We start from the raw sequence: 24,535 nt of genomic DNA on the forward strand, positions 1-24,535 counted from the left end.
TTGATTTTTAAGTACATATTTTATTATTATGGAAATGCACTGATTTATTCACCGCATAAATCTAATTAAAGCCCTTGCGGATACAACTATTTTTTACTTTTTTAAACTAAAAGTTGATATCACCCCGGAAATCGGCGGCGAGACCGCCCGCCATCGCCGCCGTTATCCAGACATTTCTCAACCTTCTTTTCATAATTCCTCCATTTTTACGGCCCCTTCCCTCACTAAACTAGTATCATTCAGCGAAACGCTTCAGGATGAGACCGTAAACTAATGAAAGGCAGTAACATACGTCGTTGGGGCGCCGCGCTGGCGGTAGTGATTATCGCCGGGGCCGCCTACTGGTTCTGGCACGATCGTGGAACGAGCGGCAGCGGGACGCCCGCCGCCGGGCAGGGTCCGCAGGGGCCGGGCGGCGCGCGCCATGGTCGCTTTGGCGGCGCGCTGGCGCCGGTGCAGGCCGCCACCGCGACCGAACAAACGGTGCCGCGCTATCTTACCGGGCTGGGTACCGTGACGGCGGCCAATACCGTCACCGTCCGCAGCCGGGTCGACGGCCAGCTGCTGAGCCTTCACTTCCAGGAGGGGCAGCAGGTCAAAGCCGGCGATCTGCTGGCGCAGATCGACCCCAGCCAGTTTAAGGTGGCCCTCGCCCAGGCGCAGGGTCAGCTGGCGAAAGATAACGCCACCCTGGCCAACGCCCGCCGCGATCTGGCCCGTTACCAGCAGCTGGTGAAAACCAACCTCGTCTCCCGCCAGGAGCTCGACACCCAGCAGTCGCTGGTGGTGGAATCCGCCGGCACCGTGAAGGCCGATGAAGCGGCCGTCGCCAGCGCCCAGCTGCAGCTCGACTGGACGCGCATCACCGCGCCGATTGACGGCCGCGTCGGCTTAAAGCAGGTGGATATCGGCAACCAGATTTCCAGCGGGGATACCACCGGGATTGTGGTTCTCACCCAGACGCACCCGATCGACGTGGTCTTTACCCTGCCGGAAAGCACCATCGCCACGGTGGTGCAGGCGCAGAAAGCGGGCAAAGCGCTCAGCGTCGAAGCCTGGGACCGCACCAATAAGCAGAAAATCAGCGTCGGGGAGCTGCTGAGCCTCGACAACCAGATCGATGCAACCACCGGGACCATCAAGCTGAAGGCGCGCTTTAGCAATCTGGACGACGCCCTGTTCCCCAACCAGTTCGTTAACGCCCGCCTGCTGGTGGATACCCAGCAGAACGCGGTGGTGATCCCTGCCGCCGCCCTGCAGATGGGCAACGAAGGGCATTTTGTATGGGTGCTGAACGATGAGAATAAGGTCAGCAAACACAGCGTCACTCCGGGGATTCAGGACAGCCAGAAAGTGGTGATCAGCGCCGGGCTTTCCGCCGGGGATCGCGTGGTCACCGACGGGATTGACCGCCTGACCGAAGGGGCGAAAGTGGAAGTTGTCACCGCCAGCAGCGGCGAGCAGGCGCAGCCCGCCCCGCGCCAGAGCGGTAAACACGGAGCGCGTTCCTGATGCAGGTGTTACCCCCAGGCCGCACCGGCGGCCCGTCCCGGCTATTTATTATGCGTCCGGTGGCCACCACGCTGCTGATGGTGGCGATCCTGCTGGCCGGGATCATCGGCTACCGTTTTCTGCCGGTCTCCGCCCTGCCGGAGGTCGATTACCCGACCATCCAGGTGGTCACCCTCTATCCGGGCGCCAGCCCGGACGTGGTGACCTCCGCCATCACCGCCCCGCTGGAGCGCCAGTTCGGCCAGATGTCCGGCCTTAAGCAGATGTCCTCCCAAAGCTCCGGCGGCGCCTCGGTCGTCACGCTCCAGTTCCAGCTGACCCTGCCGCTGGACGTCGCCGAGCAGGAAGTGCAGGCGGCCATTAACGCCGCCACCAACCTGCTGCCGAGCGATCTGCCCAACCCGCCGGTCTACAGCAAGGTCAACCCGGCGGATCCGCCGATCATGACCCTCGCCGTCACCTCCTCGGCCATTCCGATGACCCAGGTGGAGGATATGGTGGAGACCCGGGTGGCGCAGAAGATCTCCCAGGTTTCCGGCGTCGGTCTGGTGACCCTCGCCGGCGGCCAACGCCCGGCGGTGCGGGTCAAGCTGAACGCCCAGGCCATCGCCGCCCTCGGCCTGACCAGCGAAACCGTGCGCACCGCCATCACCAGCGCCAACGTTAACTCCGCGAAAGGCAGCCTCGACGGCCCGGCCCGCGCGGTGACGCTTTCCGCTAACGATCAGATGCAGTCCGCTGAGGATTACCGTCGGCTGATTATCGCTTATCAGAACGGGGCGCCGATCCGCCTTGGCGATGTCGCCAGCGTCGAACAAGGCGCTGAGAACAGCTGGCTGGGGGCGTGGGCCAACCAGCAGCGGGCCATCGTGATGAACGTCCAGCGTCAGCCGGGGGCCAACATTATCGACACCGCCGACAGCATTCGCCAGATGCTGCCGCAGCTCACCGAGAGCCTGCCAAAATCGGTGAAGGTGCAGGTTCTTTCCGACCGGACCACCAACATTCGCGCCTCGGTGCGCGACACGCAGTTTGAGCTGATGCTGGCCATCGCCCTGGTGGTGATGATCATCTATCTGTTCCTGCGCAACGTCCCGGCGACCATTATTCCCGGCGTCGCGGTGCCGCTGTCGCTGGTGGGCACCTTCGCGGTGATGGTGTTCCTTGATTTCTCCATCAACAACCTGACGCTGATGGCCCTGACCATCGCCACCGGCTTTGTGGTGGATGACGCCATCGTGGTGATCGAGAACATCTCGCGCTATATCGAAAAAGGCGAGAAACCGCTGGCCGCCGCGCTGAAAGGCGCAGGGGAAATTGGCTTCACCATTATCTCCCTCACCTTCTCGCTGATCGCGGTGCTGATCCCGCTGCTGTTTATGGGCGATATCGTCGGCCGCCTGTTCCGCGAATTCGCTGTCACCCTTGCCGTCGCTATTCTTATCTCGGCGGTGGTCTCCCTGACCCTGACGCCGATGATGTGCGCCCGCATGTTAAGCCACGAATCGCTGCGAAAGCAGAACCGCTTCTCGCGGGCCAGCGAGCGCTTCTTTGACCGGGTGATCGCCGTCTATGGCCGCTGGCTGAGCCGGGTGCTGAACCATCCGTGGCTGACGCTCGGCGTCGCCCTGAGCACCCTGGCGCTGTCGATCCTGCTGTGGATCTTTATTCCCAAAGGCTTCTTCCCGATCCAGGATAACGGCATTATCCAGGGCACCCTCCAGGCGCCGCAGTCGGTCTCCTTCGCCAGCATGGCCCAGCGCCAGCAGCAGGTTTCCGACATTATCCTCAAGGATCCGGCGGTGGAGAGCCTGACCTCGTTTGTCGGCGTCGACGGCACCAACCCGGCGCTGAACAGCGCCCGCCTGCAGATCAACCTCAAGCCGCTGGATGAACGCGACGACCGCGTTCAGACGGTGATTAGCCGTCTGCAGCAGGCGGTGGCCGGCGTCCCCGGCGTGGCGCTCTATCTGCAGCCGACCCAGGATCTGACCATCGACACCACGGTGAGCCGCACCCAGTACCAGTTCACACTGCAGGCGAACTCCCTCGAGGCGCTGAGCACCTGGGTGCCGCCGCTGCTCAGCCGCCTGCAGGCTCAGCCGCAGCTGGCCGACGTCAGTAGCGACTGGCAGGACAAAGGCCTGGCCGCCTACATCAAGGTGGACCGGGACAGCGCCAGCCGCCTCGGCATCTCGATGGCGGACGTCGATAACGCGCTGTACAACGCCTTCGGCCAGCGGCTGATCTCCACCATTTACACCCAGGCGAATCAGTATCGCGTGGTGCTTGAGCAGGATACCGAAGCGACGCCGGGCCTGGCGGCGCTGGATAATATCCGCCTGACCAGCAGCGACGGCGGCATTGTGCCGCTGACCGCCATCGCCACGGTGGAGCAGCGCTTTACCCCGCTGTCGGTGAACCACCTCGATCAGTTCCCGGTGACCACCATCTCGTTTAACGTGCCGGACAACTATTCGCTCGGCGAAGCGGTGGAGGCGATCCTCGCCGCCGAACAGTCGCTGGATTTCCCGACCGATATCCGCACCCAGTTCCAGGGCAGCTCGCTGGCCTTCCAGTCGGCGCTGGGCAGCACCGTCTGGCTGGTCGTGGCCGCGGTGGTGGCGATGTATATCGTGCTGGGGGTGCTGTATGAGAGCTTTATCCATCCGATCACCATTCTCTCCACCCTGCCCACCGCCGGGGTCGGGGCGCTGCTGGCGCTGTGGCTGGCGGGCAGCGAGCTGGACGTGATCGCCATCATCGGCATTATTCTGCTGATCGGCATCGTGAAGAAGAACGCCATCATGATGATCGACTTCGCGCTGGCCGCCGAGCGCGAGCAGGGTATGCCGCCGCGGGAGGCGATCTATCAGGCCTGTCTGCTGCGTTTTCGCCCGATCCTGATGACCACCCTGGCCGCCCTGCTCGGCGCCCTGCCGCTGATGTTGAGCACCGGCGTCGGCGCCGAGCTGCGGCGTCCGCTGGGGATCGGCATGGTCGGCGGTCTGATGCTCAGCCAGGTGCTGACCCTGTTCACCACCCCGGTGATCTACCTGCTGTTCGACCGCCTGTCGCTGCATCTGAAGCGCCGCTTCCCGCGTCAGGAAGAGGAGGCGTAAGTGAAGTTTTTCGCCCTCTTCATTTACCGCCCGGTGGCGACGATCCTTATCTCGCTGGCCATCACCCTGTGCGGCATTCTCGGCTTCCGGCTGCTGCCGGTAGCCCCGTTGCCGCAGGTGGATTTCCCGGTGATCATGGTCAGCGCCTCGCTGCCGGGGGCCTCGCCGGAGACCATGGCTTCGTCGGTGGCCACCCCGCTGGAGCGCTCCCTGGGGCGGATTGCCGGGGTCAATGAGATGACCTCCTCCAGCTCGCTGGGCAGCACCCGCATCATTCTCGAGTTTAACTTCGACCGCGATATCAACGGCGCGGCGCGCGACGTCCAGGCGGCGATCAACGCCGCGCAAAGCCTGCTGCCGAGCGGGATGCCCAGCCGGCCGACCTACCGCAAAGCCAACCCGTCGGATGCGCCGATCATGATCCTGACGCTGACCTCGGACACCTACTCCCAGGGTGAGCTGTATGATTTCGCCTCCACCCAGCTGGCGCAGACCATCGCGCAGATCGACGGCGTCGGCGATGTCGACGTCGGCGGCAGCTCTCTGCCGGCGGTGCGCGTCGATCTCAACCCGCAGGCGCTGTTTAACCAGGGCGTGTCGCTGGACGCGGTGCGCACCGCCATCAGCGACGCTAACGTGCGCAAACCGCAGGGGGCGCTGGAGGACAGCGCCCACCGCTGGCAGGTGCAGACCAACGATGAGCTGAAGACCGCCGCCGACTATCAGCCGCTGATCGTCCACTACCAGAACGGCGCCGCGGTGCGGCTGGGGGATGTCGCCACCGTCTCGGATTCGGTGCAGGATGTGCGCAACGCCGGGATGACCAACGCCAAACCGGCGATCCTGCTGATGATTCGCAAACTGCCGGAAGCCAATATCATCCAGACGGTGGACAGCATCCGCGCCCGCCTGCCGGAGCTGCAGCAGACCATTCCGGCGGCCATCGATCTGCAGATCGCCCAGGACCGCTCGCCGACTATTCGCGCCTCGCTGGAGGAGGTGGAGCAGACGCTGGTGATTTCGGTGGCGCTGGTGATCCTGGTGGTCTTCCTCTTCCTGCGATCCGGGCGCGCGACGCTGATCCCGGCGGTGGCGGTTCCGGTTTCGCTGATCGGTACCTTCGCCGCCATGTACCTGTGCGGCTTCAGCCTTAACAACCTGTCGCTGATGGCGCTGACCATCGCCACCGGCTTCGTGGTGGATGACGCCATCGTGGTGCTGGAGAATATCTCCCGCCATCTGGAGGCGGGGATGAAACCGCTGCAGGCGGCGCTGCAGGGGAGCCGCGAGGTCGGCTTTACTGTCCTGTCGATGAGCCTGTCGCTGGTGGCGGTGTTTTTGCCGCTGCTGCTGATGGGCGGCCTGCCCGGCCGCCTGCTGCGCGAGTTCGCCGTCACCCTGTCGGTGGCGATCGGCATCTCGCTGGCGGTCTCCCTTACCCTGACGCCGATGATGTGCGGCTGGCTGCTGAAAAGCGGCAAACCCCACCAGCCGACGCGCAACCGCGGCTTTGGCCGCCTGCTGGTGGCCATGCAGGGCGGCTATGGTAAGTCGTTAAAATGGGTGCTGAAGCACAGCCGCCTGACCGGCCTGGTGCTGCTGGGCACCATCGCCCTCAGCGTCTGGCTCTATATCTCGATCCCGAAAACCTTCTTCCCGGAGCAGGACACCGGGGTGCTGATGGGCGGCATTCAGGCCGACCAGAGCATCTCCTTTCAGGCGATGCGCGGCAAGCTGCAGGACTTTATGCAGATCATTCGCGAAGATCCGGCGGTGGATAACGTCACCGGGTTTACCGGCGGCTCGCGGGTCAACAGCGGGATGATGTTTATCACCCTCAAACCGCGCGACCAGCGCCACGAGACGGCGCAGCAGGTGATCGACCGGCTGCGCAAAAAGCTGGCCAACGAGCCCGGGGCCAATCTGTTCCTGATGGCGGTGCAGGATATCCGCGTCGGCGGCCGGCAGTCGAACGCCAGCTATCAGTACACCCTGCTGTCCGATGACCTGTCGGCGCTGCGCGAATGGGAGCCGAAGATCCGCAAAGCGCTGGCGGCGCTGCCTGAGCTGGCGGACGTCAACTCGGATCAGCAGGATAATGGCGCCGAAATGGACCTGGTCTATGACCGGGATACCATGTCGCGCCTTGGCATCAGCGTTCAGGACGCCAACAACCTGCTGAACAACGCCTTCGGCCAGCGGCAGATCTCCACCATCTACCAGCCGCTGAACCAGTATAAAGTGGTGATGCAGGTCGACCCGGCCTATACCCAGGACGTCAGCGCCCTGGATAAGATGTTTGTCATCAACAGCGAGGGCAAGCCGATCCCGCTGGCCTACTTCGCCAAATGGCAGCCGGCCAACGCCCCGCTGTCGGTGAACCACCAGGGGCTGTCGGCGGCGTCCACTATCTCCTTTAACCTGCCCACCGGCCGCTCGCTGTCGGAAGCCAGCGAGGCGATTAACCGCGCGATGACCCAGCTCGGGGTGCCGTCCACCGTACGCGGCTCCTTTGCCGGTACCGCTCAGGTGTTCCAGCAGACCATGAACGCGCAGGTGATCCTGATCCTCGCGGCCATCGCCACGGTCTATATCGTGCTGGGGATGCTCTACGAGAGCTATGTGCATCCGTTGACCATCCTTTCGACGCTGCCCTCCGCCGGGGTGGGCGCGCTGCTGGCGCTGGAGATATTCGATGCCCCGTTCAGCCTCATCGCCCTTATCGGGATCATGTTATTAATTGGCATCGTGAAGAAAAACGCCATCATGATGGTTGATTTTGCCCTTGAGGCGCAGCGCACCGGCAACCTGACGCCGGAAGAGGCGATTTTCCAGGCCTGCCTGCTGCGTTTCCGACCGATTATGATGACCACCCTCGCCGCGCTGTTCGGCGCCCTGCCGCTGGTGCTCTCCGGCGGCGACGGCTCCGAGCTGCGCCAGCCGCTGGGGATCACCATCGTCGGCGGTCTGGTGATGAGCCAGCTGTTAACGCTCTACACCACGCCGGTGGTCTATCTTTTCTTTGACCGTTTGCGGCTGCGTTTTTCGCGTCATTCCACTCAACCGGTAAGCGAATAAGATGACAGACCTCCCGGCCAGCGTGCGCTGGCAGCTATGGATAGTGGCGTTCGGCTTCTTTATGCAGTCGCTGGACACCACCATCGTCAACACCGCCCTCCCCTCGATGGCCAAAAGCCTCGGGGAGAGTCCGCTGCATATGCATATGATCATCGTCTCCTATGTCCTGACGGTGGCGGTGATGCTCCCGGCCAGCGGCTGGCTGGCCGACCGGGTCGGGGTGCGCAATATTTTCTTTACCGCCATCGTGCTGTTTACCGCCGGATCACTGTTTTGCGCCCAGGCCAGCACCCTCGACCAGCTGGTAATGGCCCGGGTGCTGCAGGGGGTCGGCGGCGCAATGATGGTGCCGGTCGGCCGCCTGACGGTGATGAAGATCGTCCCGCGCGATCAGTACATGGCGGCGATGACCTTCGTTACTCTGCCGGGGCAGGTCGGCCCCCTGCTCGGCCCGGCGCTGGGCGGGGTGCTGGTGGAGTACGCCTCCTGGCACTGGATCTTCCTTATTAACATTCCGGTGGGGATCGTCGGGGCCATCGCCACCCTCTGCCTGATGCCCAACTACACCATGCAGACCCGGCGCTTCGATCTCGCCGGCTTTGCGCTGCTGGCGGCCGGGATGGCGACCCTGACCCTGGCCCTGGACGGCCAGAAAGGGCTCGGCATATCGACACGCTGGCTGGCGGGACTGGTGGCCATCGGCCTCGCCGCCCTGCTGCTGTACCTGTGGCATGCCCGCGGTAACGCCCGGGCGCTGTTCAGCCTCAACCTGTTTCGCAACCGCACCTTCTCCCTTGGCCTCGGCGGCAGCTTCGCCGGGCGCATCGGCAGCGGCATGCTGCCGTTTATGACCCCGGTGTTTCTGCAGATCGGCCTCGGCTTTAGCCCCTTCCACGCCGGGCTGATGATGATCCCGATGGTGCTCGGCAGCATGGGGATGAAGCGGATCGTGGTCCAGGTGGTCAACCGCTTCGGCTATCGTCGGGTGCTGGTCGCCAGCACTCTGGGCCTGGCGGCGGTCAGCCTGCTGTTTATGTTTAGCGCCCTGGCGGGCTGGTATTATGTGCTGCCGCTGATCCTGTTTCTGCAGGGGATGATCAACGCCAGCCGCTTCTCCTCGATGAATACCCTGACCCTGAAAGATCTCCCCGACGATCTGGCCAGCAGCGGCAACAGTCTGCTGTCGATGGTGATGCAGTTGTCGATGAGTATTGGCGTGACCATCGCCGGGCTGCTGCTGGGGCTGTACGGCCAGCAGCATCTGAGCCTCGACGCCGCCGGCACCCATCAGGTCTTTCTCTATACCTATCTGAGCATGGCGGCGATCATCGCCCTGCCAGCGCTCATCTTTTCCCGGGTACCGGATGACGTCGGCAGTAATACCGTCATTCGTCGACGCAACAGGAGTGGATCGTGAAATTTTGGCGCCCGGGCATTACCGGCAAGCTGTTCCTCGCTATTTTCGCCACCTGCATCGTGCTGCTGATCAGCATGCACTGGGCGGTGCGCATCAGTTTCGAACGCGGGTTTATCGATTACATCAAGCGCGGCAATGAGCAGCGGTTAACCATGCTCAGCGACGCGCTGAGCGAGCAGTATGCCCAGCACGGCAGCTGGGCGTTTCTGCGCAACAACGACCGCTTTATCTTCCAGCTGCTGCGCACCTTCGAACGGGATAATGACGACCGCTCGCCGCCGGGGCACGCCATGAAGCCGGGGGCGATGGACGCGCCGGACGCCGCTCCGGACGGGCCGCCGCCGGATGGCCCCCCTGACGGCCCGCGCCCGAGGCCGGAAATGCCGCCCCACGGCTGGCGCACCATGTTCTGGGTGGTCGATCAGTCTGGCCGCGTGCTGGTGGGCCCCCGCGAGCGCGTGCCGGAGGACGGCAGCCAGCGCAGCATTATGGTCAACGGCGTGGAGGTAGGCAGAGTGATCGCCTCGCCGGTGGAAAGGCTAACCCGCAATACCGACATTAACTTCGACCGGCAGCAGAAGCGCACCAGCTGGCTGATCGTTGCCCTTGCCACCCTGCTTGCCGCGCTGGCCACCTTCCCGCTGGCCCGCGGCCTGCTGGCGCCGGTGAAGCGGCTGGTGGAAGGCACCCATAAGCTGGCGGCGGGCGACTTTTCCACCCGCGTGACGGTGACCGGCGGCGATGAGCTCGGCCGCCTGGCGCAGGATTTTAACCAGCTCGCCAGCACCCTGGAGCGCAACCAGCAGATGCGTCGCGATCTGATGGCCGACATCTCCCATGAACTGCGTACCCCGCTGGCGGTGCTGCGCGGCGAGCTGGAGGCGATTCAGGACGGGGTCCGGCGCTTCACTCCTGAGTCCATTCCCTCCCTGCAGGCCGAGGTCGCCACCCTCACCAAGCTGGTGGACGACCTTCACCAGCTGTCGATGTCCGATGAGGGCGCGCTGGCCTACCAGAAAACCTCGCTGGATATCATCACCCTGCTGGAGGTGGCCGCAGGCGCGTTTCGCGAGCGCTTCGCCGGCCGGCAGCTGAGCATTCAGGTGTCGCTCCCGGAGCAGGCGATGATCTTCGGCGACCGCGACCGCCTGATGCAGCTCTTCAACAATCTGCTGGAGAACAGCCTGCGCTATACCGACAGCGGCGGCAGCCTGCACATTACCGCCCGCCGCAGCGGACGGATGCTGGTGATCGACTTCGCCGACAGCGCCCCCGGGGTCAGCGATGAGCAGCTGGCCCGCCTGTGCGAACGCTTTTATCGGGCGGAAGGATCGCGCAACCGCGCCAGCGGCGGCTCCGGCCTCGGGCTGGCGATTTGCCTCAATATCGTAGCGGCCCACGGCGGCGCCCTGCGCGCCGACCATTCGCCTTTTGGCGGGGTTAGCATTAAAGTTGAGTTACCTCTGGAACATGATTTACCGAGAGACGTATGACTGAATTGCCTGTAGATGAAAACACCCCGCGCATTCTGATCGTGGAAGATGAACCCAAGCTCGGCCAGCTGCTGATTGATTATCTGCAGGCCGCCGGCTATGCGCCTACGCTGATTAACCATGGCGATAAGGTCCTGCCCTACGTTCGGCAGACCCCGCCGGATCTGATCCTGCTGGATCTGATGCTGCCCGGCACCGACGGCCTGACGCTGTGCCGGGAAATCCGCCGCTTCTCCGACGTTCCGGTGGTGATGGTGACGGCGAAAATCGAAGAGATCGACCGCCTGCTGGGGCTGGAGATCGGCGCCGACGACTATATCTGCAAGCCCTACAGCCCGCGGGAAGTGGTCGCCCGGGTGAAAACCATTCTCCGCCGCTGCAAGCCGCAGCGCGACCTGCAGGCGCTGGACGCCCAGAGTCCGCTGATTGTCGACGAGGGGCGTTTTCAGGCCTCATGGCGCGACAAGCTGCTGGACCTCACCCCCGCCGAGTTCCGGCTGCTGAAAACCCTCTCCCAGGAGCCGGGGAAGGTCTTCTCCCGCGAACAGTTGCTCAACCATCTGTATGACGACTATCGGGTAGTGACCGACCGCACCATCGACAGCCACATCAAGAACCTGCGGCGCAAACTGGAGGCGCTGGACGCCGAACAGTCGTTTATCCGCGCCGTATACGGGGTTGGCTATCGCTGGGAAGCGGACGCCTGCCGGCTGGCGTAGTTAGCCTTTTCCCGGCTCGCGCTGCGCTTAGCCGGGCTACACGTTCACCGCCGTCTGCAATCCGCAGCCCGGGTAAGGCGTTTACGCCGCAACCCGGGGGAATTCCATAGAGCCTATCCCACCAGGCGTTATTAGTGCTGTCAGTATGAGCACTGCCCAGGTTCAAAATGGCAAACAAATTAGCCATGCTGAAAGATACCCAACTGATATTTACTCCCCTTCGCCGCGGCGCTACAATGCCCGCCCTTAATGTGGGGACACTCCCCCAACTCGCCGCACCGGGTGCGGCGAATCTGACCTGTCATCAGAACGAGAACACCATGTTTAAACCAGAACTCCTTTCCCCGGCGGGAACGCTGAAGAATATGCGTTACGCTTTCGCCTATGGCGCCGATGCCGTTTATGCCGGCCAGCCGCGCTACTCGCTGCGCGTGCGTAACAACGAATTCAATCACGAAAATCTGCAGCTCGGCATCAATGAAGCCCACGCGCTGGGTAAAAAATTCTATGTGGTGGTCAACATCGCCCCGCATAACGCCAAGCTGAAAACGTTTATTCGCGATCTGAAGCCGGTGGTGGAGATGGGTCCGGACGCGCTGATCATGTCCGATCCGGGTTTAATCATGCTGGTGCGGGAAAACTTTCCGGCTATGCCGATCCATCTTTCGGTGCAGGCCAACGCCGTCAACTGGGCGACGGTCAAATTCTGGCAGCAGATGGGCCTCACCCGCGTGATCCTGTCGCGTGAACTGTCGCTGGATGAAATCGAAGAAATTCGCCGCCAGGTGCCGGAGATGGAAATTGAGATTTTCGTCCACGGCGCGCTGTGCATGGCCTACTCCGGCCGCTGCCTGCTCTCCGGGTATATCAACAAGCGCGACCCGAACCAGGGCACCTGCACCAACGCCTGCCGCTGGGAATATAACGTGGCGGAAGGCAAAGAGGACGACGTCGGCAACATCGTCCACAAATATGAGCCGATCCCGGTGCAGACCGTGGAGCCAACCCTCGGCATCGGCGCGCCGACCGATAAAGTCTTTATGATCGAGGAAGCCAAACGCCCGGGCGAGTACATGACCGCCTTCGAGGACGAGCACGGCACCTACATCATGAACTCGAAAGATCTGCGGGCTATCGCCCACGTTGAGCGCCTGACCCAGATGGGCGTTCACTCGCTGAAGATCGAAGGCCGCACTAAATCCTTCTATTACTGCGCGCGCACCGCTCAGGTTTACCGCAAGGCGATCGACGACGCTGCCGCCGGCAAACCTTTCGATACCAGCCTGCTGGAAACGCTGGAAGGACTGGCCCATCGCGGGTACACCGAAGGCTTCCTGCGCCGCCATACCCATGACGATTATCAGAACTACGAGTACGGCTACTCCCTCTCCGAGCGCCAGCAGTTTGTCGGCGAATTTACCGGGGAGCGTAACGGCCCGCTGGCGGCTGTGGCGGTCAAAAATAAGTTCAGCGTTGGCGACAGTCTCGAACTGATGACCCCGCAGGGTAACGTCAACTTCACCCTCGAGCAGATGGAAAATGGCAAAGGCGAAGCCATGCCGGTGGCCCCGGGCGACGGCTATACCGTATGGTTGCCTGTGCCGGATGACCTGCCCCTGCAGTATGCGCTGCTGATGCGCAACTTTACTGGTCAGACAACCAGAAATCCGCACGGTAACTAGTTAATTTGCGTTATTTTTTCACGATGTAAGGATATTAGAATCGGATCACATACCGTTTCGATCGAAACAGGTATCATCCATTTCGCTGAAAAACATAACCCATAAATGCTAGTTGTACCAGGAACCACCTCCTTAGCCTGCGTAATCTCCCTTACGCGGGCTTATTTTTTTGTCTCTCCTCCGGCCTTCGCTGGCGTCATGCGGTACACTTTATGCAACATTGAGCAATAAAGGTTCCCTTGATGATGTCTACGTTTACTGCCAGCTTACTGATCCTTAACGGCAAAGGTGCCAATGAACCGCAGCTACGCGAGGCGGTTAACCTGTTGCGCGACGAAGGGATCGATATCCACGTCCGCGTCACCTGGGAAAAGGGCGATGCCGTACGGTTTATCGATGAAGCCCTGCAGCTGAACGTTGAAACGGTGATCGCCGGCGGCGGCGACGGCACCATTAATGAAGTGGCGACGGCGCTGGTGGAGCGCGGCAGCAGGATAGCGCTGGGGATTTTACCGCTGGGCACGGCCAACGACTTCGCCACCAGCGTCGGTATTCCGCAGGATCTGGCCAGCGCCCTGAAGCTGGCGATCGTCGGCCGCGATGTGCCGATAGATATCGCCCGGGTTAATGATAAGACCGGCTTTATTAATATGGCGACCGGCGGGTTCGGCACCCGGATCACCACCGAAACGCCGGAAAAACTCAAAGCCGCGCTCGGCGGTGTCTCTTATTTAATCCACGGCCTGATGCGCATGGATACCCTGAAGCCGGACCGCTGCGAGATCCGCGGGGAGAACTTTCACTGGCAGGGCGATGCGCTGGTCATCGGCATCGGCAACGGCCGCCAGGCGGGCGGCGGCCAGCAGCTGTGTCCGGAGGCGTTGATTAACGACGGCCTGCTGCATCTGCGCATTTTCACCGGCGAAGAGCTGATCCCTGCCCTCTTCAGCACCCTGGCGAATCCGGAAAACTCGCCGAATATTGTCGACGGCGTCTCCTCGTGGTTTGAGATCACCGCCCCCCATGAGATGACGTTTAACCTCGACGGCGAACCGCTGACCGGCAAAACTTTCCGCATGGAGCTGTTACCGGCGGCCCTGCGCTGCCGGCTGCCGCCCGACTGCCCGCTGCTACGTTGATCAGGTTTCGCAAAGCAAAGACGGCGCCCGGCTGGTATACAGCAGCCGGGTTCGTTGATTGAGCCGCTGAATATTAAGGTAAAACGGCACCTGCGGCTGCAGGAAAAACTTGGGCAGGATGTTGTTAATATGCTTCTCCTGCTCGGTTTCGCCGATGCTGACAGAGACGGCTTCCGATCGCAGGAAGTAGTGCTGGCCGTCGCGGGTAAAGCTAAACCAGATGTTCTGGTTGATGGTAAACGATTCACCCTGCGGCGGCGTAATCTCTCCCCGGACAATCACCAGCCCACGGGTGCTATCAAATACGAAGCGTAATGAAATATCGCCCTGATAACCTGAGTTTAATAGCCGCATCTCACCGCTGCACTGGAAATGATTGCGCTGCCAGTATTGCCAGGATTTTATCGTCATACCGCTTAATACTCCGATAAATACGATAGCGATTAACCATTTAATTTCACGCCGGCGCATTGACTACCTCCTTAATGTGATATTTGGTGAGGCATTGATTATCACGCCATTGACTAAATGGCTGACGGCAGCGAATCACCGACACCCGCGCTTGCCCGGGATAAAGCGTCAAATAAATCCATGGATATTCTTCGCATTCAAATTTACTGCGCTTGATAAAATTGACATGACGAACATGGTCAACTACGTCATTATTGGCAAAGAAGTGACATTGTTGCGAAAATTTAGCAATTATGGGCGAATAACTTTGCAAATAAGATTCGAATTCTGTTTGCCACGCAACAAATCCACAAACCAGACAACTCAGCAGCGCCGCAAGCCCCCACAAAAGAGAGCGTCGCGGCCTTAACCGCTTTTTTTCGGGCAAACTCGCAGCTGCGACCTCCTTATGAACAGGCTCGTCAACGGGCGCTTGTGGCTCCTCCGCCGTCGGTGCCTTCTACATCGCGCGGCTGAGATTCCGTAACCGTTAATGTTGCATCCAGCCTGACGCCTACCCTCGGCACCGTAATAATAATATCCTCGTCTACCCCCAGCTCCTTAAATGCCCGACGTAACAGGGAAATATTCTGGTAAAAACCGTTGCTGGTTACCTGGGCGCCATGCTTTATCCACACTTCCTCAAAAAAGGTTTCGCGGGCAACAGTATTGCCATCATGCTGAATAAGCAGTAATAAACAGCGGCTGGCCGGCATATTTAAGGAAACCGTTTTCGTCTCGTCAACAATAAGTATTAGAGCGCTACGCTGAGGAAAAAAGGCAATTCTTCCATTAATCGTATATATTTTTTCCATCCTGTTCTCTGAGAATAGTAATCACGTGGATGAGCGGCAGGGGGTACCCTACTATAAATAGGGTAATCCGCCATGACGTTGATGACATCTTAAGATTATTCGCAGGCGAGTTTACTCTATTACTCAGCAGATCTGGAGGCGTAATACGCAGTTTTTCCTAGTTATTAGCAAGGTTTAAATGAATTTACAGAACGGAATATTTTGTACTTCGAATTGAAATTGCCTATTTATTTCAAAAAAAACAATAAATACAAGTTATAATTCGTAAAAGATGCATTCACACAACAGATACTTTCATTTTAGATCTAAATACCACATTTACATTAATAGACGATATTTATAACTATAACTACATATCGTTTCAAAGTTTTATCTATAAAATGGGCGCATTTCCCGCGTGACAAATGCGCCATAAAGCTTAGTATGCCGCCACCTCGCGCGCCATTTCGCGCGTATATTGCCGACTGGCGTTGACCAGCATCTGCGTATAGGCCGTCCGCGCCTCGCCGCTGACCAGCGCATCGACCGTCAGGGTTTCAAGGATCTTCCCGTACTGCATCACCGCCACGGTCTGGCATAAATGGGCAATAACCCCGAGATCGTGAGTAACCATCAGGTAAGTGAGCTTAGCCTCCTGCTGCAATTCTGCCAGCAGATTGAGGATCTCCGCCTGCACCGACACATCCAGCGCCGACGTCGGCTCATCCAGCAGCAGTACCTGAGGCTCAAGAATCAGCGCTCTGGCTATCGCCACGCGCTGCCGCTGCCCGCCGGAGAGCTGATGCGGATAGCGCTCGCGAAAGGCACGGTTGAGGCCAACTTTGTCCAGCAGCGCATTGATCCGCCGGTCGCGGTCGTTGATACGATGGATCTGCAGCGGCTCTTCGAGGATATCGCCAATGGTGTGACGAGGATGCAGCGATCCGTAGGGGTCCTGAAATACCATTTGCACCTGACGGCAGCGCCTGCGGCTAATTTCATGCCCTAAGCGCTGACCATCGATGGCCAGCGCCCCCTGCCAGTGGGTAAACAGCCCCGCCAGGCACTTGAGCACCGTCGTTTTACCGGAGCCGGACTCGCCTACCAGACCGTAGATCTCGCCGGGCTTAACGTGGAAACTGACGTCATACAGCACCTGGTTACGCTTCTCCCCCTCGCCAAACGCGAGGTTGAGATGTTGAACTTCAATCATCATCCGCTCCTTATTCCGTTAACCAGCTGGCCTGACGCTGCAGCACCGGCAGTATCGGGCGACGATGCTGCATATCCGGCAGCGAGTTAATCAATCCCTGAGTATAGGGATGACGGGCGTTATCGAGATCTTTAGCAGCGATGGACTCCACTACCCGTCCGGCGTACATCACCAGTACGCGGTCGCAGAAGCTGCGCACCAGGTTGATATCGTGGCTGATAAAAATCAGCCCCAGCCCGCGCGACTGAACCAGGTCATCCAGCAGGCCCAGCACCTGCAGGCGCACCGACACATCCAGCGCGGAGGTCGGCTCATCGGCAATGATCAGCTCCGGGTCGGTAATCAGCATCATGGCGATCATGATGCGCTGCCCCTGTCCGCCGGATATTTCATGCGGATAAAGCTGATAAACGCGCTCCGGCTGGCGAATACGCACCACCTCCAGCACCTCCAGCGCCCTGGCTTTCGCCTCATCTTTGCGCCCGGGATGATGAGTAAGCCAGGCCTCGGCGATTTGCTTACCCACGCAGACCACCGGATTAAGCGAATATTTCGGGTCCTGCATAATCATAGAGATACGTTTGCCGCGTACGCCGCGCATTTGCGCTTCGCTAAGATGCTGCAGATCGAGGTCGGCAAACTGCATCCGGCTGGCGCTGATGCGGGCCTTTTTCGGATGCAGCTGCAGCAGCGCGCGCCCAACGGTGGACTTACCCGAACCGGACTCGCCGACAATCGCCAGCTTTTCGCGCCCCAGCTGGAAGGAGACGCCGCGCACGGCATAGGTCACCGCGCTGCCGTTAACAAAGTCGACGCACAGATCGCGCACGTCGAGCAGCGGAGCATTATTCACTGCGGGGATCGAGGATGTCACGTAGGCCATCTCCTAAGAAGTTGAACGCTAAGCTGTTGATCAGAATCGCCAGCCCCGGAATTGTTACGACCCACCAGCACTCCATCATATAAGTGCGCCCGCTGGAGATCATCGCTCCCCACTCCGGCTCCGGCGGCTGCGCGCCGAGCCCGAGAAAGCCGAGACCGGCCGCGGTCAGAATGATCCCGGCCATATTCATGGTGATACGGATAATGACCGAGGGCAGACACAGCGGCACGATATGGCGCCAGAGGACGCGGGACGATGAAGCGCCCTGCAGACGCACGGCGGAGATAAAATCGGCCTGGCGCAGAGAGAGCGTTTCGGCGCGCGCCAGACGGGCTATCGGCGGCCAGGCGGTAAGCGTGATGGCGATAACCACATGCTCCAGCCCCGGCCCTAAGGCGGCGACAAACGCCAGCGCCAGAACCAGACTCGGGAAGGAGATGAAAATATCGGTGACGCGCATCAGCACCATATCGACTTTACCGCCGAAATAGCCGGCGCTGACGCCCAGCAGCAGCCCGAGCGGACCGACGGTCACCGAGACCAGCAGCACGATATAGAGCGTGATGCGCGAGCCGTACACCAGGCGACTAAAGATATCCCGGCCAAACTCATCGGTGCCGAACCAGTGCTGCGCATTCGGCGCGACCAGCGCGCTGTTCAGGTCCTGCACCAGCGGGTTATAAGGCGCAATCAGCGGCGCGAAAATCGCCACCACCAGCAGCAGAAAGATAATTCCTCCGCCGATGGCCGTTAGCGGGTTGCGCGCCATTTTGCCGATAAACCCGACGGCCCGCGCCGCCGCGCGTTGCAGCCGCTGACGGCCTTCGCCCGCACCGCCCGAAAGCGGCGAATCCAGAGAAACGGTCATGATTTTGTCCTCGGGTCAAAGAATTGATACAGCATGTCGGAGAGCAGGTTGAGCATCACGAAGATCACTCCCACCAGCAGCACGCAGCCCATCACCGCATTCATATCGCCCAGCAGCAGGCTACCGGTAAGATAGGAGCCGAAACCCGGCCATGAGAAGACGGTTTCAATCAGCACCGCGCCTTCCAGCAGCGCGCCGTAGGCCAGCGCCACCACCGTCAGCAGCTGCACGAGGATGTTACGAAACGCATGGTTCCAGATAACCTGACGCTCGGTCAGCCCTTTCACCCTCGCGGTAATAATGAACTCCTGCGACAGCTGGGCCAGCATAAAGCTGCGGGTCATACGGCTGATATAAGCCAGCGAGTGAAAACCCAGCAGCGAGGCGGGAAGAATCAGATGATTAATGGCGTTCCAGAACACCTGTCCGTTTCCTGCCAGCAGCGCATCAACGGTCATCAGGCCGGTACGGCGCGGCACAATGCCGTCCAGACCGAGGTCTACCCGCCCGGCGCCGCCCACCCAGCCGAGCCAGGCATAGAAAACCAGCAGCCCCATCATTCCGACCCAGAAAATCGGCGTCGAGTAGCCCGCCAGGCTGATAATGCGTACCACATAATCGGAGAAGCTATTGCGTCGCGCCGCCGCCAGCACGCCCAGCGGAATTCCGAGACCCGCGCCGACGAGAATCGCCATCGTCGCCAGCTCCATGGTGGCCGGGAAGACGCGGATAATATCGTCCACCACCGGTTTCCCGGTCAGCAGCGCATTGCCCAGATCGCCGTGCAGCAGGTTGACGAAATAGATGCCAAACTGGGTGGCCAGCGATTTATCAAACCCCAGCTGCTGGTAAACCTGCTGATAGGTACTCTGGTCAGCATCCGGACCGACGATCGCCAGCACCGGGTCGATAGGCATGACGCGGCCAATGGTAAAGGTCAGCAGCAGCAGGCCGAACAGCGTAATCACCACCTGCAGCAGCCGTTTGGATAAGCGCCGGCCGCGTGAGCCGGGCGCAAGGATTGCGGTACTCATCCTTTCTCTCCTTCGCGGACTTTATAGACGTCACGCAGAAAAGTGGTGGCGGAGGGGTGCGGCTGATACTCTCGTACCTCGTTGCGCACCACCACGGAATCGACCATCTGCGAAAGCGGAATTAAAGCCGGAACCAGCTGGTCGTAGCGCGCCTGGATGGCCTGGTAGTCAGCCACCTGTTTTTGCGGATCGCGTTCCAGCAGGGCCTGGTCAATCATCGTATTGAGCTGCGGGTCGTAAAAACCGGTACGCCAGCCCTGAAAGTTGGTCAGACGCGCCTCATCGCTGTTATCCGGGTTATAGACCAGCGCGCGCAGGCTGGAGTGCGGATGCGGCTCCATTCCGCTGCCGCCGCGTCCCACCAGCAGGTCAAATTTACGCTCGCGCATGGCGCCGTAGATCTGGTTACCGGTGCCGGTGATGATTTTGGCGTTAATCCCCGCCTGCATCAGCGTCGACTGCACGGCGATAGCGATGTTAAGAAATGGCTGATCGGAGAGGACCCGCAGCGTGGTATCAAAGCCGTTGGGATAACCCGCTTCCGCCAGCAGCTTTTTCGCCCGCGCCACGTCCAGCTTATAGCCAGGGTCAGGCAGCGTAGACGGCATGCCCGCCTTAATCGGTCGCTGGTGCAGCACACCGTAGCCCGGCATCAGCGCTTTATTGATACCCTGGTAATCAATCAGATAGCGCACCGCTTCGCGCACTTTCGGTTGGGCGAAGTGCGCCTCTTTCATGCTCATCGCCACGTAGTACATGGTGCCGCGCTGCACCGCATCGACGGTCAGCTGCGGGTCGCTGCGCAGGGCGTTAATATCGGAAACCGCCATATTGTTGGCAATATCGAGGTCGCCTTTTTCGATCATCAGACGCAGGGTTTGCGACTCCTGGAAATGGCGCAGCACCACGCGGCTCATTTTCGCCTCGCCGCGCCAGTAGTCAGGATTGCGCTTCATGCGCAGCACATCTTTTGCCTGCCAGGTTTCCAGCGTAAACGGCCCGGAACCGGCTTCATGGGTGGTCAGCCAGCGGTTACCCCAGTCGTTATCCTGCTGGTGGCTTTGCACCGTTTTACTGTCCAGCACCCCGAGGTTGCCCAGCGCCGCCAGCGAGTAAATCACCAGCTGCGGATCGTTATCTTTGGGTAACTCGATTTGCACCGTGAAGCGGTCCGGCGCGCTGACCTGGCTGTCGATATTTTTCTTACTGAAGCCATAGGATTTCCATACCGAGGCCTGAGCCAGGTTGAGGTGCAGGATGCGCCGCATTGACCACACCACGTCAGCGGCGGTCAGCGGGTTGCCGGAGTGAAACTTAACGTCGTCGCGCAGATGAAAGGTCAGGGTTTTGCCGTCGGGGCTGATATCCCAGGATTTCGCCAGCGCGGGCCTAACGTCGGTGAGCTGTTCAGGGTCAAGCTCTACCAGCGAGTCGTAGAGGTTGACCACGATTCCCACCACTTCGTTACCGGTCATCGCCGCCGGGTCAAGGGTGAGCAGGTTATTCATATTCATGCCGATGATAAGCTGATCGGGCGGCGTTTTCGCCACCGCCGCCCCGCTTCCCATCGACACGGCGAGCGTGAATAAGCACGCTGCCAGTAGGGAGTTTTTTTTCATATCTCTGTTTGCCTGTACTGTAGGGTACATGTTGCCGGATGGCGGCATTTTCGCCTTATCCGGCCTACCGGGCCGCAGACCCGATAAGCGCAGCGCCATCGGGCATATATTTTTTTGAATCAGTCGTGGCTAACGGTATTGGCTTCGATATACGCAAAATTAATGTCTTCGCCGAGGCCCGGACGTTGTGACAAATGCACAAATCCCTGGTCATCCATCGGGTCAACAATGCTATTGAGATAAGCCGCCGGTTCATCGTAGTCGAGGAACGGATGCAGCAGGCCGCGCTCGTACCAGCGGCAGTTGCGGATCGCGCCGACCACCGCCAGGCTTGCCGCGCCGTTGCCGTGGACTTCGCAATCCATGCCGAAAGATTCCGCCAGCGCCGCGACCTTCATGGTCGGGGTAATACCGCCCACGCCGTTAGCGCCGGCGCGCAGAATGTCGCAGGCTCCGGCTTTCACCCATTCGGCGCGCATGTGGTGCTTGCCGCCGAAGCTCTCCGGCCCGACGATGGGGATCGACAGGTTTTCCGCCAGCCACGCGTAGGAGGACATCGAATCCTCCTCCATCGGCTCTTCAAACCAGGCGAAATTGAGTTTTTCCAGCTCTTTGCCGATCCACAGCGCCTCGGCGCGGCTGTACCAGTGATAGCCGTCAATCATCAGGTCAATATCCGGCCCCACCGCTTCGCGCACCGCCGCGCAGGCTTTAATGTCCATTTTGGGATTGGGCGCAAAAGAGATTGGCGGCATCCAGGTGTGCAGCTTGATGGCCTTGTAGCCGCGGGCGACCAGCTTTTCGGCAAAGGCGGCATACTCTTCCGGAGTCGACAGACCACCCGGCAGATCGTCGCCGCACATCGTGCTGCCGTAAGCCGGGACGGTGTCGCGATAGCCGCCGAGCAGCTTGTAAACCGGCATCTTAAGGCTGCGGCCTATCAGGTCCCACAGCGCCTGTTCAATAAACGACAGCGCGCGCTCCGTTAGCTGATGTGCACTACCGCGCTGCCAGTGGTTAAGATCCTGCCAGATACGCTCGCGGTTAAACGGGTCCTGCCCCACCAGCACTTTGCGGAAAAAAGTATTCACCACGAACGGGCGCACGACTTCCGGAGGCGCAAATGAAAAACCCTGCGCCCCATCATCAGCGGTGATGGTCAGCATCGCCATTTTGGCCATGCTTTCAGCCCCCGGATGGGAGTGCCCGGCGCTGTCGGAAACCCGACGTGTGGGATACTGGAAAACGGTGACATTCACAGATTCAATTTTCATGCTCAATCCTTATCACGGCCAAATCCGATCGATAGAAGCAAATCGGCAAAGTGGTTTCACATTATTGAAAATACGTTTCAATATCTAATCTAAGCACAATTACGTAGCAGTGCCTCGGACAAACACCGCTAAGCAAGGCAATAAATTTGGGCATTGGCACAACAAGACGTGACTGTTTTCACAAAAGATGAGTGAAATGTGAGGCGGATCGGCATGGAGAAAAAAGGGCGTGAGTTATGCGACCGCCTCTGGCTCGGCGGTAAGCGCTTCCAGCAGTTCAGGCAGCGCCCGGTAGCGGCCCACGGCGGCCTGAAAACGCGCGTGCTGGCTATCTTCGGCAATCACTATCGTGGCAATCCCCGCCGCCCGGGCCGCGCTAAAGCCGTTTAAGCTGTCTTCGATCACCAGGCACCGGCTGGCGTCGAGATTAAGCTTATCCAACGTCGTCAGATACACCGCCGGATGCGGCTTGCCCTGCGCTTCATCGTCCGCGCTGCAAATCACATCAAAATAGTGCCAGAGCGAGAGCTTGTTCAGCACGGCGGCGATAACCTGCCGGGACGAGGAGGTGGCGAGGGCAATGTTATAGCCGGCATGGCGAAAATAGCGTAACGCCTCATGCACCCCGCGCATCGGCTCGCCTTCGGCGGCGATCAGGCCGGTGATGCGCTGCAATATGGCGTCTTCCAGCAGCGACGGGGCAAGGTTAAGCTGAAAATAGCGGCACCAGGTGCCGGCGATCTCATCGAGGCGCTTGCCTTTGGTCAGGGTTTCACACTCAGCCACGCTCGCCGTTGCCCCCCACTGCGCGAGGGCGTCGATTTGCGCCTGCCGCCACAGGCTTTCGGAATCAATAATCACGCCATCCATGTCAAAAATCACTGCCTGAATACTCATCATTCACCTCATTAAGGCTGGCATGCCTGGCACGCCAGCCGCATCACCTTAAGAGAACTCCACCTGCTCGCTGGCCGGCGCTTCCTTGTGGGAAAATCCCGGCTGCTCGACGCGGATAAACGCACAGAGGAAAAAGGCCACCACGTACAATGCGGTATAGGCGATAACGACCCCAATGGTGCTGAAGAACGGCAGCAGCACCACGGCGATCGCCGGGGCGAGAAAGTTCGACATCCCCGCCGACAGGTTATACACCGAAATCGCCGCGCCTTTGTGCTTCGGCTCCAGCGCCGGGAACACGGCGGCCAGCGGCACGAAGGCGGCGACAAAGATCCCCAGGGCGATGGCCGGGATCAGCGCCATCGCAAAGCTGTGGCCGAAGTGCTGAGGGATGTAGTAAAACGCCAGGCTGGAGAGCGCCATCCCGATGCAGCCGAACCAGCGCACCACCTTCATCCAGCCCAGTTTTTCGCCCAGAATGCCCCACAGCACGTTAGAGAAAATGGTGGTGAAGAAGAAGACCGCCCACACCTGGAGCCATTCTGAGGTGGTGAAGCCCAGCTCATCGACGAACATCATCGGCATAATCACCGCAAAGCCGAACAGCGAGAGCGTATTGATAATTCGCACCATGCTCGACAGCAGAATATTGCGGTTGGTATAGAGCAGCGTCGCGGCGCGGCCCAGCTCGGCGAACTTCTCGCGGGTGGTCAGATTCTGCATATGCTGCGGCGTTTTAATATGGCGCAGGGAAGCCAGCGCAATCACGCCCCCGGTAACGCAGAAGGCCAGCGCCAGCCACAGGGTGCCCATTTCGCCAATGTGCGGAATGGTGAAACTCGGAATATAGCTGCCGAAGACGCCGATGCCGATGGAATAGACCGCCCAGAACCAGCCGATGGCCGAGCTGGCGTTGTCGCTTTTGACGTTATGGACAATCGCCACGATAAACGAGTAGAGGAATAGCGGATACGCGAAGCCGCGAATGCCGTAGAAAACCAGGATCAGCGCATAGTTGGCGTGACCGAGGCCGAAAACGAGGAACAGCACGTGGAATACGCACCACAGCACGAAGCCAATCATCATGGTTTTCAGCGGCGTAATAATTTCCGCCACCACGCCGGAGATCCATGCCGACAGCGCGGCGGCCAGGCCATAGAGGGTAAAGGCAAAGGAGGCCTCCGCCGGGGAGAATCCGAGCGCTTTGATATAGTGCGAGAGAAAGGCTAATTCAAAACCGTCGCCGGTCATAAATACGGCAATGGCGATGTATCCCCAGAGCAGGTTCAGGGGTAAACCGAGCCACTGTTTATTATTGATAGACATAATGACCTCGTTTTC

The 24,535-nt window shown here is 60.1% G+C and carries 17 protein-coding genes and 1 pseudogene; 8 read left to right on the forward strand and 10 right to left on the reverse strand.

Annotated elements, in window-relative coordinates; translation table 11 throughout:
* Positions 1 to 273: 273 nt before the first annotated feature.
* The 8 genes from K5R89_RS15660 to yegS all read left to right on the forward strand — a co-directional run bounded on the left by K5R89_RS15660 (position 274) and on the right by yegS (position 14,162).
* Positions 274 to 1,512, forward strand: coding sequence for an MdtA/MuxA family multidrug efflux RND transporter periplasmic adaptor subunit (locus K5R89_RS15660; RefSeq protein ID WP_217259314.1), 1,239 nt, complete (start codon positions 274 to 276; stop codon positions 1,510 to 1,512).
* The gene (locus K5R89_RS15665) at positions 1,512 to 4,634 is read left to right on the forward strand and encodes an MdtB/MuxB family multidrug efflux RND transporter permease subunit (RefSeq protein ID WP_023290393.1); all 3,123 of its coding nucleotides are present in this window, start codon (positions 1,512 to 1,514) and stop codon (positions 4,632 to 4,634) included. The genes K5R89_RS15660 and K5R89_RS15665 overlap by 1 nt, the downstream gene beginning before the upstream one ends.
* Positions 4,635 to 7,712 carry a multidrug efflux RND transporter permease subunit MdtC gene (gene mdtC, locus K5R89_RS15670; protein WP_112201383.1) on the forward strand — a complete coding sequence of 1,026 codons (3,078 nt, stop codon included), beginning with the start codon at positions 4,635 to 4,637 and terminating at the stop codon, positions 7,710 to 7,712.
* 1 nt (position 7,713) lies between these two features.
* Positions 7,714 to 9,129 carry an MFS transporter gene (locus K5R89_RS15675; protein ID WP_060589978.1) on the forward strand — a complete coding sequence of 472 codons (1,416 nt, stop codon included), beginning with the start codon at positions 7,714 to 7,716 and terminating at the stop codon, positions 9,127 to 9,129.
* Entirely contained in the window at positions 9,126 to 10,622 is a 1,497-nt protein-coding gene (baeS, locus tag K5R89_RS15680) for a two-component system sensor histidine kinase BaeS (protein ID WP_044524172.1), read from the forward strand. The genes K5R89_RS15675 and baeS overlap by 4 nt, the downstream gene beginning before the upstream one ends.
* Complete coding sequence (gene baeR / locus K5R89_RS15685) at positions 10,619 to 11,341, forward strand: two-component system response regulator BaeR (RefSeq protein WP_023290397.1); 723 nt, start codon at positions 10,619 to 10,621, stop codon at positions 11,339 to 11,341. The genes baeS and baeR overlap by 4 nt, the downstream gene beginning before the upstream one ends.
* 320 nt (positions 11,342 to 11,661) lie before the next feature.
* Positions 11,662 to 13,023, forward strand: a complete 1,362-nt coding sequence (yegQ, locus tag K5R89_RS15690; RefSeq protein ID WP_048983268.1) for a tRNA 5-hydroxyuridine modification protein YegQ — start codon at positions 11,662 to 11,664, stop codon at positions 13,021 to 13,023.
* Positions 13,024 to 13,265: 242 nt separating this feature from the next.
* Positions 13,266 to 14,162, forward strand: a complete 897-nt coding sequence (gene yegS / locus K5R89_RS15695) for a lipid kinase YegS (protein WP_072413722.1) — start codon at positions 13,266 to 13,268, stop codon at positions 14,160 to 14,162.
* Here yegS and K5R89_RS15700 read toward each other — a convergent pair whose 3' ends face one another.
* The 10 genes and pseudogenes from K5R89_RS15700 to dalT all read right to left on the reverse strand — a co-directional run bounded on the left by K5R89_RS15700 (position 14,163) and on the right by dalT (position 24,520).
* On the reverse strand, positions 14,163 to 14,633 hold the full coding sequence (locus K5R89_RS15700) for a hypothetical protein (protein WP_165457861.1): 471 nt from the start codon (positions 14,631 to 14,633) through the stop codon (positions 14,163 to 14,165).
* A pseudogene (locus K5R89_RS27790) lies at positions 14,620 to 15,427 on the reverse strand (transcriptional regulator). Before K5R89_RS27790 ends, K5R89_RS15700 begins: the two are co-directional and overlap by 14 nt.
* A 418-nt stretch (positions 15,428 to 15,845) precedes the next feature.
* A complete protein-coding gene (locus K5R89_RS15710) occupies positions 15,846 to 16,619 on the reverse strand; it encodes an ABC transporter ATP-binding protein (RefSeq protein WP_023321305.1) in 774 nt (257 codons plus the stop codon).
* A gap of 10 nt (positions 16,620 to 16,629) precedes the next feature.
* The gene (locus K5R89_RS15715; protein ID WP_217259320.1) at positions 16,630 to 17,493 is read right to left on the reverse strand and encodes an ABC transporter ATP-binding protein; all 864 of its coding nucleotides are present in this window, start codon (positions 17,491 to 17,493) and stop codon (positions 16,630 to 16,632) included.
* The gene (locus K5R89_RS15720; RefSeq protein WP_004103766.1) at positions 17,465 to 18,370 is read right to left on the reverse strand and encodes an ABC transporter permease; all 906 of its coding nucleotides are present in this window, start codon (positions 18,368 to 18,370) and stop codon (positions 17,465 to 17,467) included. The genes K5R89_RS15715 and K5R89_RS15720 overlap by 29 nt, the downstream gene beginning before the upstream one ends.
* On the reverse strand, positions 18,367 to 19,404 hold the full coding sequence (locus tag K5R89_RS15725; protein WP_049592941.1) for an ABC transporter permease: 1,038 nt from the start codon (positions 19,402 to 19,404) through the stop codon (positions 18,367 to 18,369). The genes K5R89_RS15720 and K5R89_RS15725 overlap by 4 nt, the downstream gene beginning before the upstream one ends.
* A complete protein-coding gene (locus K5R89_RS15730) occupies positions 19,401 to 21,023 on the reverse strand; it encodes an ABC transporter substrate-binding protein (protein WP_087849491.1) in 1,623 nt (540 codons plus the stop codon). Before K5R89_RS15730 ends, K5R89_RS15725 begins: the two co-directional genes overlap by 4 nt.
* Before the next feature lie 119 nt (positions 21,024 to 21,142).
* Positions 21,143 to 22,297 carry a mandelate racemase family protein gene (locus K5R89_RS15735; protein WP_032728516.1) on the reverse strand — a complete coding sequence of 385 codons (1,155 nt, stop codon included), beginning with the start codon at positions 22,295 to 22,297 and terminating at the stop codon, positions 21,143 to 21,145.
* Between the two features lie 234 nt (positions 22,298 to 22,531).
* The gene (locus K5R89_RS15740) at positions 22,532 to 23,194 is read right to left on the reverse strand and encodes an HAD family phosphatase (protein ID WP_217259315.1); all 663 of its coding nucleotides are present in this window, start codon (positions 23,192 to 23,194) and stop codon (positions 22,532 to 22,534) included.
* A gap of 48 nt (positions 23,195 to 23,242) precedes the next feature.
* On the reverse strand, positions 23,243 to 24,520 hold the full coding sequence (gene dalT / locus K5R89_RS15745; RefSeq protein WP_048336184.1) for a D-arabinitol transporter: 1,278 nt from the start codon (positions 24,518 to 24,520) through the stop codon (positions 23,243 to 23,245).
* Positions 24,521 to 24,535: the final 15 nt, after the last annotated feature.

The organism is Klebsiella sp. TF21-TM (genome assembly GCF_019753495.1).
GTDB lineage: Bacteria > Pseudomonadota > Gammaproteobacteria > Enterobacterales > Enterobacteriaceae > Klebsiella > Klebsiella quasipneumoniae.